The sequence below is a fragment of the Mesorhizobium sp. M8A.F.Ca.ET.021.01.1.1 genome (assembly GCF_003998025.1).
GTDB lineage: Bacteria > Pseudomonadota > Alphaproteobacteria > Rhizobiales > Rhizobiaceae > Mesorhizobium.
Genome location: NZ_RZSJ01000112.1, coordinates 1 through 13286 on the forward strand (window position 1 = coordinate 1; position 13286 = coordinate 13286).

Consider the following 13286-nt stretch of genomic DNA (forward strand, 5'->3'; position numbering starts at 1 on the left):
CTGATAGGCGGCGAGCGGCGGAAACGAAGGCCATGCCGGGTTCGACCGATGTGACCGAGGCCGCGGCCAAAAGCCTGTTCAAGCTGATGGCGATCAAGGACGAATACGAGGTGGCGCGGCTTTACACCGACGGCTCCTTCGCCGCCGAGCTTGGCAAGCAGTTCCAGAGCTACGAGAAACTCGAATTCCATCTCGCACCGCCGATCATGGGGCGTCGCGGCAATGACGGCAAACCGAGGAAATCGAGCTTCGGCCCCTGGATGATGAAGGGTTTTCGCGTGCTGGCGGCGATGAAGGGCCTGCGCGGCACTGCTTTCGACCTATTCGGCTACACCGCCGAACGGCGCATGGAGCGGCAGTTGCTGGCGCAGTACGAAGCCGATCTGCAGCTCGTGGCCAACTCGCTGGCGCCAGGCAAGATCGAGGCCGCGACAGCCCTGGTCTCGGTCCCGGCGCTGATCCGCGGCTACGGCCATGTCCGTCGGACCAGCGCCGAAAAGGCGGCGGGCGAGCGCCGCAGGTTGCTCCAGCGGCTGACCCAAACGATGCCGATACCGGTTCTCAGTGCCGCTGAGTGATTCCTCCACCAATGTTCAAAGCCTTTTTCGGGCTGTAAGCCCCTCTCGCCTTGGCAGGCGGACCGAAGCCGTTGCTTAACCCCCTGTTCTAAGCCTTTCTTAAGGCGGTTGTGGCATGACAAGGCCTAGCGTTGGGCCGACCATATGGGCAAAACAAAGACCGAAAGCATCCCCGCGGATGTTTATATCCAATTTGTGCGGTCGTTGTTCGACAACGCGCACATGTTGGTGATCGGTGGCGCGTGCTACTGGATCCTCGGATTCATGATTTATCAGCGCACGCAAAATCTGTTGTTTCTGGCCTTTTCTTTTATTCTACTGCCGATCAGCCTTCTCCGTTATTTCGGTATTCGCAGCTTCCTGAAGACCGGCGGCATGATTGCCGATGTCGAACACGCACACCGATTGGAGCGCAGCTACATCTTCAAAGGCTGCTTGCAGGGCCTCGGTTTGGGTGCGCTGTGCTTCGTGTCGATCTATGTGTATCCCGACCCATTCGCCGAACTGGCGGCGATGTCGCTGACGTTGGCAACCCTGGTCACGGTTGTCGCCCGCAACTACGGTTCTCCGCGCATGGTGCGGATTTTTTCCGTAACCTTCATCGGTCCGATGGCAGTTGCGCTCCTGCTGCGTCAGGATGCCCCGTCTGTCGTCCTCGGTCTGATGATCTTCCCGATGACGTTCATTACCATCAACAGCGCCGACCATGTTCGCAATGTGCTTTTTTCCGCGGTCATCGGCCACCAGCAGGCGAAAAGCATAACGCGCAGGTTCGACCGCGCGCTCAACACCATGTCGCACGGCCTGGTCATGCTCGGCCCTGACGGGCGTGTCGCGGTCGCCAATGCCGAGGCCGCTCATCTGATGTCGCTGAAATCGGCCGACGCGCTGCTCGGGCGCTCCATCCACGGCCTTCTGATGCGCGGCGTCGCCGGCGGTATGCTGGCGCCGAAGGACTGCCGCTACGTCGAGGCGCAGCTGACTCGCGCCCTGCGCGAGGGCAGGGACCGCAAGGTGCTTGTTTCGCTCGCCAACGGCCAGCATTACGAATTCTCCGCGCGCGAAGGCAGCCAGGAACTCGGCGTGATCACCTTCGAGGATGTTACGGCGCGCGTCGAAGCGGAGGAAAAGATCCGGTTCATGGCGCGCTACGACAATCTCACCGGCCTTCCCAACCGTGCCTATTTCCACGAACTGGTCGGCGAACTGATGGCCTCCGGCGACCGCGACCGCCTGTGCGGCCTCGCCGTGATCGACCTCGACGATTTCAAGAGCGTCAACGACACGCTCGGACATCCTGTCGGCGACGGGCTGATTTACGCCGTCGCCGATCGCCTGGCGGCCATCGCCGGGCAAGGCCTTACCGTCAGCCGCTTCGGTGGCGATGAGTTCATGCTGTTCTTCGACCGCATCGATGACGAGAGCCACCTGGAGAGCCTGCTCGACCGGATTTTCGCCGAGCTGCAGGGAGAGGTCGACGTCGCGGGCCACGGGTTGCGGATCCAGGCCAGCGCCGGCGCGGTGCTGTCCAAGGTCGGCGGGACCGATGTCGACGCCATGATCGTCAAGGCGGACCTGGCGCTCTACAAGGCCAAGGAGCTCGGCAAGAACGGTTGGCGGCTGTTCGAGGCGGCGATGGACGCCGCGTTCCGCAACCGCCAGCTGATGAAGGCGGATCTGCGCAGTGCCGTGGAAAGCAGGGACCTGCGGGTCGTCTACCAGCCGATCGTGGCGATGAACACCATGCGCATCGCCAGCTGCGAGGCGCTCTGCCGCTGGGACCATCCCGATCTCGGACCGATTTCGCCCAGCATATTCATTCCGCTGGCCGAGGAGATGGGCATCATTTCCGAAATCAGCACCTTCGTGCTGCATGCGGCTTGCACCGAATGCGCCAAATGGCCTGACCAGACCAGCGTCTCGGTCAATCTCTCGGCCAGGGATTTCCGCAGCCGCGACGTCATCCAGAAGGTGCGCGATGCGTTGGCGAACTCCGGCCTCGCCGCCGGCCGCCTAGAAATCGAAGTCACGGAAACCGCGCTGCTCGACGACAAGTCCTTGACCCGCCAATATATCGAGGAACTGAAGCAGCTCGGCGTCCGCATCGCCCTCGACGATTTCGGCACCGGCTATTCAAGCCTGAGCTATCTCCATAAGCTTCCACTCGACAAGATCAAGATCGACCGGTCGTTCGTGATGGACATCACCCACAATCCGCGCTCACTCGAGCTGTTGAAGGGCGTCGTCGATCTGACCCGTATCCTGGGGCTTACCGTCACCATCGAAGGCGTGGAGACATTCGAGCAGCTTAAGGTCTTGATGCATTCGGTGAAGCCGGATCTTGTCCAGGGCTTCCTGTTCGGCGCAGCGCTCAGCGCGTCGGGTATCGAGACGATGTCGAACGTCACCTGGCCATTTGCCGCGGATCTGCGTCTCGCCGCCAAGCGCACAGCCGGCTAGCTTTCGCCGCAAATTCCCGCCCATCGAAGTCAATAATGTGCGTTGCTTGGATCGTGTGGCGGGCTCGTACGAACCAGCATATTTGGCAGTGACTTGGAACAATTCCAAGCAAAGCGCTCAGTAGTTTTCACGCGAACTTGGATCTGGACGCCAAAACTGCTCCTTTAGCCAACACCACTCTGCCGCCAGAATCTCCGGTCGTTAAGGTTAACAAGTGGTAAATTGGTAGGGTCGAATTTTCGGCTTGTGTCTCATTTCAACTCGAATAGCCTGTTCAGAGGCGGATACGAGGACTTGAGAATGGATGCTGCAAGAAACGATGCGCGGGCTGGCGCCGGCGCAAATGCTGGGTCGGCGCTGAACCATTCGATCATGCAATTGCTGGAGCATGTCGACTATCGTCTCATCACTGGAGGCGAGGATCTGGAGGCGATCTACCGCCTTCGCTATCATTCCTACCTGCAATCGGGCATGTGCGGCCCGATCGCCAGCGGGATGTTCGAGGATCGCTGGGACAATCTGCCGAATTCCTATCGGTTCGGCGTCTACTTCGATGGACACCTGGTCAGCACATTACGGCTCCACTACATTTCCCGAGAGCACCCTCATTCGCCGTCCGTCGACGCCTATCCGGAAATATTGACCGAGCGGCTTGCCCGCGGAGAGACATTCATCGACGGGACTCGCTTCGCAACCGATGCCGACAGTGCGCCCGCGCCCGGAGTCCTGCCTTTTCTGACGCTCAGGCTTGGCATGGTGGCCGCCAGTTACTTCAACCTTACGGCAGTGCTTACGCCGATCAAGATCGAGCATTCCGCTTACTATGCTCGCATCTTCCATGCCATTCAGAGGACAGAGGGCAAGGTGTTCCCGGGTGTTCTTGCGCCGATCGCTCTGTTCGAAATCCCCTGCGGCGAAAACTTGCGCCAGACACTCGAACGGTTCCCGTTCTTTAAGTCGACGGCGGTGGAGCAGCGGATGATGTTCGCTAATCCGGCCATCAACCGGCTGACGCCGCTGTCCATCGTACCGACGGCGAAATACTATCGCGACGCTGCCTGAACGGGCGCCTTCCTGGCATCATGAACCTTTCCCGCGGATCTGCCGTTATGAGTAGCGGCATCGCCATCGAGTATCGCCGCAATTCTGCCCAACGGGCGTTCGCCCCGGGCGTGTCGCATTGTTCGTGGGAAGGAATACGGTCATGACCATCCACTCGCTGGCCCTCACGCCGCTCATCTCGCTGATTGCCGGCGTGCTGATCCTCATCATGCCACGGCTGCTGAACTACATCGTCGCGCTCTATCTGATTGTCGTTGGACTGCTGGGCCTGTTTCCGCATCTGGCCGGCTGAGACAGCGGGTCAAGCGTGCCGCAAAGCCGCCGATTGCCCGGCATCGGCGGCCAGTTTCAATTTTCCCTTGAGGCAGTTGTCGGCTGCGATGCGGCAATAGCGCCATTGCTCTGCGCCCAGCTTTTCGGTATGTGCCTGAAAGGTGTCTTCGAAGGGGTATTCCTATGGCTGAGCACACGCCGACCGGTCCTGTAGAACTGGGCGCGAAGATGGACTATGCCGAGCATGACCGTACCTATGCGGGCTTTCTGGCGCTGGCCAAATATGGCTCGCTCTTCTGCGGCGCTCTGCTTCTGGCGATGGCTTTCGGCTTCTTCGCGGGCGGCTTTTTTTCGGCGACCATCCTGTTCGTGCTGATCATGGCCGTCGGCGCCTTCATTCTGCGATAGACCTTCCAAAACCCTCTTGCGGTTGACGTAGCCGGATATCCCGGTCGACACGTCGCGCAGACAGGTTCCAGCCGAAAGGATCATGCGGTGGGACAGACGGTTTTCATCCCTCGTGAGCTCGATGCGAACGAGCCGCGCGTCGCGGCATCGCCCGATACGGTGAAGCGGCTGGCGGGCCTGGGTTTCGACGTCATCGTCGAAGCCGGCGCCGGCACGAGATCGCGTATCCCCGACGAAGAATTCGCCAAGACAGGTGCCGTCATAGGCAAGGCCTCGGATGTCGCCAAGGCCGATGTCGTGCTGAAGGTTCGCCGGCCAACGGATGCCGAGCTGAAGAGTTACAAAGCCGGTGCCGCGGTGATCGCCATCATGGATCCCTACGGCAACGATGCCGCCGTCGCGGCCTTGGCCAGGGCCGGCGTCACCGCCTTCTCGATGGAGTTCATGCCGCGCATCACCCGCGCCCAGTCGATGGACGTGTTGTCGTCGCAGGCCAATCTTGCCGGCTACCAGGCGGTGATCGACGGTGCGTCGGAATATGACCGGGCGCTGCCGATGATGATGACGGCGGCGGGCACCGTGCCTGCAGCGAAAGTGTTCATCATGGGCGTCGGCGTCGCCGGGCTGCAGGCGATCGCCACCGCGCGCCGTCTCGGTGCCGTCGTCACCGCCACCGATGTGCGCCCCGCCGCCAAGGAACAGGTCGCCTCGCTCGGCGCAAAATTCCTGGCGGTCGAGGACGAGGAGTTCAAGGCCGCCGAGACCGCCGGCGGCTACGCCAAGGAAATGTCCAGGGAATACCAGGCCAAGCAGGCGGCACTCACCGCCGAGCACATCGCCAAGCAGGACATCGTCATCACCACGGCGCTGATCCCGGGACGGCCGGCGCCGAAGCTCGTCTCCGCCGCCATGGTCGCCTCGATGAAGCCGGGCTCGGTGCTCGTCGATCTCGCTGTCGAGCGCGGCGGCAATGTCGAGGGTGCCGAGCCAGGCAAGATCGTCACCACCGCCAACAATGTGAAGATCGTCGGCCACCTCAATGTGCCCGGCCGTGTCGCCGCATCCGCCTCGCTGCTCTACGCGAAGAACCTGTTCGCCTTCCTCGAGACGCTGGTCGACAAGACGACCAAGACGCTTGCCATCAACCGCGACGACGACCTGGTCAAGGCGACGATGCTGACCGATGGCGGCAAGGTCGTTCACCCGGCCTTCGCCAAGGCGGACCAGCAGCCCTATGTCGAGCCGGCGGCGATCCCGGCCACGACCTTGGTCGCCGATGCGTCCACGCCTGCGCCGAAAAAGGCGGCAGCGAAGAAACCTGCCGCACCCAAATCGCCCGCCTCTAAGCCGAAAGGGACCGCGTGATGGATCAGACCTTGCAGAAAGCCCTGGATCAACTCGACCAGGCAAGTGCTGCCGTCAGGCTCGCGGTGCAGAACCTGGCCAATGCCCCGGGCGGCACCGAGGCCGCCGGTAATGCCGCGCACGCGCTGTCGGGCGGCGCCATCGATCCCTTCGTCTTCCGCTTCGCCATTTTCGTGCTGGCGATCTTCGTCGGCTACTATGTCGTTTGGTCGGTGACGCCCGCCTTGCACACGCCGCTGATGGCCGTCACCAACGCCATCTCGTCCGTCATCGTCGTCGGTGCGTTGCTCGCCGTCGGTATCGCGGCTTCGGGCGTTGCCGCAGGCTTCGGCTTCGTCGCGCTGATGCTGGTCTCGGTCAACATCTTCGGCGGCTTCCTCGTCACCCAGCGCATGCTGGCCATGTACAAGAAGAAGGACAAGTAGAGCGCCATGAACGCCAACTTCGCGTCCTTCCTCTACCTGGTTTCCGGCGTCCTGTTCATCATGGCGCTGCGCGGCCTGTCGCATCCGACAACCAGCCGCCAGGGCAATCTCTACGGCATGATCGGCATGGGCATCGCCATTGCCACCACGCTGGCGCTGGCAACCCCGTCCGCTGGCCGCTTCGGCCTGATCGCGCTTGGCCTGGCCATTGGCGGCGGCGTGGGCGCCGTCACCGCGCGCCGCATCGCCATGACCTCGATGCCGCAGCTGGTCGCAGCCTTTCACTCGCTGGTCGGCCTCGCCGCCGTCATGGTGGCGGCCGCCGCCATCTACGCACCGGAGAGCTTCGGCATCGGCACCGCTGGCGACATCCATGCCCAGGCCCTGATCGAGATGAGCCTCGGCGTCGCCATCGGCGCCATCACCTTCACCGGCTCGGTCATCGCCTTCCTCAAGCTCGACGGCCGCATGTCCGGCAAGCCGATCATGATCGGCGGCCGTCACTTCATCAACGCAGCACTTGCCATCGCGCTCGTCGTCCTGATCGTGCTGCTGGTGACCACCGAGGCCAAGCTGGTGTTCTGGCTGATCGTTGCCGCCTCGCTGGTGCTCGGCATCCTGCTGATCATCCCGATCGGCGGCGCCGACATGCCGGTCGTCGTTTCGATGCTGAATTCCTATTCGGGCTGGGCAGCGGCGGCGCTCGGCTTCACGCTCGGCAATCTGGCGCTGATCATCACCGGCGCGCTGGTCGGCTCCTCCGGCGCCATCCTGTCCTACATCATGTGCAAGGGCATGAACCGAAGCTTCATCTCGGTCATCCTCGGCGGCTTCGGCGGTGAAACCGCGGCAGCGGCGGACGACGGCATCGAGCGGACCGTCAAGCAGGGTTCGGCCGACGATGCCGCCTATCTGATGATGAACGCGCAGAAGGTCATCATCGTGCCGGGTTACGGCATGGCGGTTGCGCAGGCGCAGCACGCGCTGCGCGAAATGGCCGACAAGCTCAAGGCCAACGGCGTCGATGTCAAATACGCCATTCACCCGGTCGCAGGCCGCATGCCTGGCCACATGAACGTGCTGCTGGCGGAGGCCAACGTGCCTTACGACGAAGTGTTCGAGCTCGAGGACATCAACTCCGAATTCGCGCAGGCCGACGTCGCCTATGTCATCGGCGCCAACGACGTCACCAACCCGTCCGCGCGTGATGACAAGAGCAGCCCGATCTACGGCATGCCAATCCTCGACGTCGACAAGGCCCGCACCTGCCTGTTCGTCAAGCGCTCGCTCGGTTCCGGCTATGCCGGCATCGACAACACGCTGTTCTATAAGGACGGCACCATGATGCTGCTCGGCGACGCCAAGAAGATGACCGAAGAGATCGTCAAGGCGATGGATCACTGATCCGGCCGATCTTGACTGTCGAATAAAGAAAGAGCCCGGTCGATGCCGGGCTCTTTGGTGCTGTCCTGATGCTTTGCTTTCATCCGTTGGTCAGGAAAACGGCTTCCTCTTCATCGCGCTGCCTGCCGCCGAGAGCCGCGGCCGCACTGGCGATGAAGGCGCCGATGACCAGCGACAGGGCACCGAGAAGCGCAAAGGTGGCGCTTGCCTTTCTTGCCGTGTCGGCCGCCTGCTTCGCCTTGACCTTCGCGTCCTGCGCCTTCGCCAGCACCGCGTCGACACGTGTCTTGGCGTCAGCCTCGGAAAGGCCGGTGCGCGCGGCGACCAATTGCGCAAGATAGGTCTTGTCTTCCGCGGAGACCTCGCCGGCGACGGTACCGGCGATCAGGATACGTGAGGCCTGCCCGGCTGCCGCGGCTTCATCGCCTGGATTGGCGGCCGCGAGCTTGGCCGGATCGGCCGGCCGGAACAGCGAATCCACCAGATAGGAGGTCGCATTGTCGGCCGATGCGCCGTTGGCATTGGCCGAGGCGCCGGCCGACGCACCCATGGCGGCTCCCGAAGCCACGGTGGACGCGGCCTGTACACCTGATCCAATCGCGGCGGAAAGCGCCGAGCCAAGTACGCCTACAACGAGAAGCGTGGCCAACGCCCAGGCGAGAAAGCCGTGGGCGGTGTCCCGGAAATAGACCTCGTCGGTGTGGATGCCGACCCATTTGGTACGCAACCGTCCTGCCAAATAGCCCCCGACAGCGGAGGAAAGCCATTGCACGATGACCAGCCAGACGGCGGTGGACACCGCGAAGGTGGTGATCGATGCGCTGGAGCCCGACCATGGCGAAACCATAGTGAGCCCGAGGCCCGAGCCGAGCAGCATGAGGATGAATGTCAGCGTCGAGGCCGCGAAGGCGCCGGCAATGATCGGTCCCCAGCTGACCGCGGTGGAGGACGATTCCGTCGAAGCGGATACGTTGACAGCCGATAGGGCGGACTGCATTTCAGGCCCCCTACCGTACGAACAGCATGATGAGGATGATGATCGGAATCGGAATGCCGAGCAACCAGAGCAAGATGCCGCGTCCCATGGATGTCTCCTTGTGAGAAATTGTGATCGATACTGTCACAATGTCTCTCGGGAGCTTCCGTTCCGGTGGGCTATGAAATGATTTTGTTTGCCGGCGATGGAACAAACTGGCGCGGCGTAGAACGGTTCATTGTCTCACGAAAACGCGGAACCGCTCTATTCGTTGTCTTGACGAAGTCCCCCAGGGGAAAGCGCTATCGCTTTTCCCCGGAAAACCGTTCCGCACTTTCTGGAATTGCCTGGCGCGCCGATTTGGGCGGTCGGTCAAATATCCAGGTTGGCGACCGACAGGGCGTTGTCCTGAATGAATTCGCGCCGTGGTTCCACCTCGTCGCCCATCAGCCGCGAGAACAGGCTGTCGGCGTCGGTCGCGTCGTTGACCTTGACCTGCAGCAGCGAGCGCACATTCGGGTCGAGCGTGGTCTCCCACAACTGCTCGGCATTCATCTCGCCGAGACCCTTGTAGCGTTGCATGGTCAGTCCTTTGCGGCCGGTCGCGAAGACCGCGTTGAGCAGCGCCAGCGGCCCCGAGACAGTTTCGGACACATCCTTGCGGCGCAGCACCGGCGGCGTCTCGTAGATCTCGCTGAGGCGCTGCGCGTAGCGGTCGAGCTGGCGTGCATCGGCGGAATTGATCAGCGCCATGTCGAGATGGGCGTATTCCTTGACGCTGCGCACGGTGCGTTCGAAGACATAGCCGCCGATACCCTCGTTCGACGTCGACATGCGGCCGGTCCAGCCGCGCTCGGTGTCCTCGGCAATGATGTCGAGGCGTTGCGCGATCCGCTCCGCCATCGCGTTGGCACGGCCAAGATCGGCAAAGACATCGGGATTGAGCCCGCCGGCGATCGCCGCCTGCTCGACGACGTCGCGGTTGTAGCGCGTGTGCAAGCCGTTGATGAGCTGGCGCACGGCCAGCGCGTCGGCAACGGCGCCGTGCAGATCCTGTCCGGTCCGCACTTCCCCCGAGCCAAGTGTAAGCGAAGCCTCCTCCAACCCTGAATCGATCAGGAATTCCTCGAAGGCGCTCTCATTCTTGATGTATTGCGAGCTCTTGCCGCGCGTCACTTTGTAGAGCGGCGGCTGGGCGATGTAGAGATGGCCGCGCTCGATCAGCTCCGGCATCTGCCGGAAGAAGAAGGTGAGCAGCAGGGTCCTGATATGGGCGCCGTCGACGTCGGCGTCGGTCATCAGGATGATCTTGTGGTAACGCAGCTTGTCGGCGTTGAATTCGTCCTTGCCGATCGAGGTGCCGAGCGCGGTGATCAGTGTGCCGATCATGTCGGACGAGAGCATGCGGTCGAAGCGAGCCCGCTCGACATTGAGGATCTTGCCGCGCAAGGGAAGGATCGCCTGGTTCTGCCGCGAACGGCCGCCCTTGGCGGAGCCGCCTGCCGAGTCACCCTCGACGATGAAAATTTCGGACTTCGCCGGGTCGCGTTCCTGGCAGTCGGCCAGCTTGCCGGGCAGCGAGGTGACCCCAAGCGAGGTCTTGCGGGTGATGTCGCGCGCCTTGCGCGCGGCTTCGCGCGCCGCCGCGGCCTGGATCACCTTGTCGACAACCACCTTGCCCTCGGTCGGATGCTCTTCGAGCCACGTGCCGAGTGCTTCATTGACCAGCCCTTCGACCACGGGACGGACTTCCGACGAGACCAGCTTGTCCTTGGTCTGCGACGAGAATTTCGGATCGGGAACCTTGACCGACAGCACCGCCGTCAGGCCTTCGCGGCAATCGTCGCCGATCAGCGAGACCTTTTCCTTCTTGGTCAGGCCCGAGGATTCGCCATAGCCGGTGATCTGGCGGGTCAGCGCACCGCGAAAACCGGCCAGATGCGTGCCGCCGTCGCGCTGCGGAATGTTGTTGGTGAAGGCCAGCACATTCTCGTGGTAGCTGTCGTTCCACCACATCGCCACTTCGACGGTGATGCCGTCGCGCTCGGCCCTGATGGCGATCGGCTTGTCGATCAGCGGTTTCTTGACGCGGTCGAGATATTTGACGAACTCTTCGAGGCCCCCGTCATAGTGCAGTTCATGCTTCACGACGTCCGCATGACGGGCGTCTGTCAGCACGATGCGCACACCGGAGTTCAGGAAGGCGAGTTCGCGCAGCCGGTGCTCCAGCGTGCCGAAGTCGAACTCGACCATGGTGAAGGTCTCGGCGGACGGAAAGAAGGTGATCTCGCTGCCGCTGCGGCCCTCATTGGTGCCCGGGCGCTTGTCCTGCTCGTAGCTGCCGGTCGCCTTCAGCGGCGCGTCGGCATCGCCATGGGTGAAACTCATTTCGAAGATCTGGCCGTTGCGGCGGATCTTGAGCTTCAGCCAGGCCGACAGCGCGTTGACGACCGAGACGCCGACGCCATGCAGGCCGCCAGAAACCTTGTAGGAGTTCTGGTCGAACTTTCCGCCGGCATGCAGCTGCGTCATGATCACTTCGGCCGCCGAAATGCCCTCGCTGGGGTGAATGTCGGTCGGAATGCCACGGCCATTGTCGATAACCGTCACCGAGCCATCGGGATTAAGCGTCACCGAAACCAGGTCGGCATGGCCGGCCAGCGCCTCGTCGATGGCGTTGTCGACCACCTCGTAGACCATGTGATGCAGGCCCGAGCCGTCATCGGTGTCGCCGATATACATGCCCGGCCGCTTGCGGACAGCATCCAACCCCTTCAAAACCTTGATGGAATCGGCGCCGTATTCGGCTTCAGCGCCGTTGGTGTTCTCGGTCTGGTCGCTCATGAAAACCTGTTGTCTAGATGCCGCTTGTACAGCGCGAAAAATCGGCCCCGAATCGCGCTTCTGATATCGACTAGATATAGGCGCTAAAGGCGGTTTTTCCAAGGTTTGCAGGCATTTCCGGCTCAAATGCCGAGCCGCCAGCCGGCTATTTTTTTCGAGCGTTGAATTTAGCGAGAAGGCCGTGCAAATATTTGATCGTGGATTTGTCCCTCGGCGCCAGCCGGCCCGTGCGGTCTAGCTCCAGCGTCAGGTTCAGCGCCTTGGTCAGCACCGCCTTCGGATCCTTGGCCACATACGCATAGTTGATGTAGGCCTGAACCAGATCAAATTGCCAAAGCGCATTGTTCGGATCGGATTGAGCCAGTTTCTGGCGGATGCCGAGGCTGGCTTCGAAGGCCTTCCTGGAACCCTCGAAATGGCGTTGCTTGGTCTCCAGCATGCCGATTTCCGACAAAGTGATCGACAGGTCGCGTTGCCAGTCGGAATTGCCCGGGTCGAGCTTGGCCAGCCGGTCGGCAATGGCAAGACTGTCCTGGTAGTTTCGCAGTGCGTCGCTGACATTGCCCTGGGCATCAAGCACACCGGCAACCTTTTCCAGACAGACCGAAAGGTCGCGCTGCCAGTCGGTGTTGCCTGGGTCGCTCGCGGCAAGTTCACGCGCTACAGCCAGCGCTTGTTGATAGGAAGCCAGCGCTGCCGGCCAGCTCTCCTGGTCGTTGAGCGCGTTGCCGATCTTGGCGTAGCTGATCGACAGGTCGCGCTTCAAGTCGGTATCGTTAGGGTCGCGGCGCACCAGGTCTTCGGCGATCGCCTGGCTCTTGTTGTAGGCCACGAGCGCATCGGCGGCGGCGCCACGCTCGCGCAGCACGTCACCGATCCTCTCGTGGCTTACGGAGACCGCGCGCTGGCGCTCAAGGTCGTCGGGTTTGTTCTCGGCCAGCGCCTGCCGGATTCTCAGGCTCTCCTCGAAGGCCGTCTGGGCGCTGTCCAACTGGCCGGCGGTACGGGCAAGGTCGCCGATTTCGTCATAGGTTATGGTCAGGTCGCGCAGCAGATAGGCGCTGTTCGGCTCGGCGTCGGCCAATTTCTGCTTGATCGACAGGCTTTGTTGATAGGCCTGGGCCGCCGCGGCCACATCGCCTTGTGTCGCCAGGACGTTGCCGATCTTGTCATTGGCCATGGCAAGATCACCGAGCCAGTCTTTCTTGTCCGGCACGCTTGCGGTCAACTCCTGCAGCATGCCCCTGGCCGCCTCATAGTTATCGAGCGAGCTCGGCAGGTTGCCTTGCGCCACCTCAGTGTTGGCGAGCTTGATATGGCTGATGGCGAGATCGCGCTTGACGCTGGGATCGGTTTCCTGACGCGACCGCTGCTCGAGATTGGCCAACAGCGCGGCGAAGGCCCGGCCGGCCGCGTCGACATTGCCCACCGTCGTATAAAGAATACCGAGTTCCTCCAGCGTGCGGCTCTGACGGTCGGCCTGTTCCAGGC

Annotated in this window: 11 protein-coding genes; 8 read left to right on the forward strand and 3 right to left on the reverse strand. The window is 62.2% G+C overall.

The genetic code is table 11. From position 1 onward, the window contains the following. The 8 genes from EOA36_RS11790 to EOA36_RS11825 form a co-directional block, all read left to right on the forward strand. On the forward strand, positions 1-578 hold a 578-nt coding region (locus tag EOA36_RS11790), incomplete at its 5' end, for a DUF6537 domain-containing protein (protein WP_348629808.1). Positions 579-722: 144 nt separating this feature from the next. Beyond that, a complete protein-coding gene (locus EOA36_RS11795) occupies positions 723-3038 on the forward strand; it encodes an EAL domain-containing protein (protein WP_127277792.1) in 2316 nt (771 codons plus the stop codon). Positions 3039-3410: 372 nt separating this feature from the next. Beyond that, a complete protein-coding gene (locus tag EOA36_RS11800; RefSeq protein ID WP_245464326.1) occupies positions 3411-4100 on the forward strand; it encodes an acyl-homoserine-lactone synthase in 690 nt (229 codons plus the stop codon). 142 nt (positions 4101-4242) lie between these two features. Beyond that, the gene (locus EOA36_RS11805; protein WP_015314280.1) at positions 4243-4392 is read left to right on the forward strand and encodes a DUF3096 domain-containing protein; all 150 of its coding nucleotides are present in this window, start codon (positions 4243-4245) and stop codon (positions 4390-4392) included. A gap of 164 nt (positions 4393-4556) precedes the next feature. Next, the gene (locus tag EOA36_RS11810; protein WP_127277793.1) at positions 4557-4781 is read left to right on the forward strand and encodes an aa3-type cytochrome c oxidase subunit IV; all 225 of its coding nucleotides are present in this window, start codon (positions 4557-4559) and stop codon (positions 4779-4781) included. 87 nt (positions 4782-4868) lie between these two features. Beyond that, positions 4869-6146, forward strand: coding sequence for a Re/Si-specific NAD(P)(+) transhydrogenase subunit alpha (locus EOA36_RS11815; protein ID WP_127277794.1), 1278 nt, complete (start codon positions 4869-4871; stop codon positions 6144-6146). Then, positions 6143-6571, forward strand: coding sequence for an NAD(P) transhydrogenase subunit alpha (locus EOA36_RS11820; protein ID WP_189343545.1), 429 nt, complete (start codon positions 6143-6145; stop codon positions 6569-6571). The genes EOA36_RS11815 and EOA36_RS11820 overlap by 4 nt, the downstream gene beginning before the upstream one ends. A 6-nt stretch (positions 6572-6577) precedes the next feature. Continuing rightward, on the forward strand, positions 6578-7975 hold the full coding sequence (locus EOA36_RS11825) for an NAD(P)(+) transhydrogenase (Re/Si-specific) subunit beta (RefSeq protein ID WP_127277796.1): 1398 nt from the start codon (positions 6578-6580) through the stop codon (positions 7973-7975). Between the two features lie 79 nt (positions 7976-8054). Here EOA36_RS11825 and EOA36_RS11830 read toward each other — a convergent pair whose 3' ends face one another. The 3 genes from EOA36_RS11830 to EOA36_RS11840 all read right to left on the reverse strand — a co-directional run. Then, entirely contained in the window at positions 8055-8972 is a 918-nt protein-coding gene (locus EOA36_RS11830) for a hypothetical protein (protein WP_127277797.1), read from the reverse strand. Positions 8973-9323: 351 nt separating this feature from the next. Beyond that, entirely contained in the window at positions 9324-11795 is a 2472-nt protein-coding gene (gyrB, locus tag EOA36_RS11835) for a DNA topoisomerase (ATP-hydrolyzing) subunit B (RefSeq protein ID WP_127277798.1), read from the reverse strand. A 145-nt stretch (positions 11796-11940) separates the two neighbouring features. Continuing rightward, positions 11941-13286, reverse strand: a 1346-nt coding sequence (locus tag EOA36_RS11840) for a tetratricopeptide repeat protein (RefSeq protein WP_127277799.1), incomplete at its 5' end; no start/stop codon positions are given.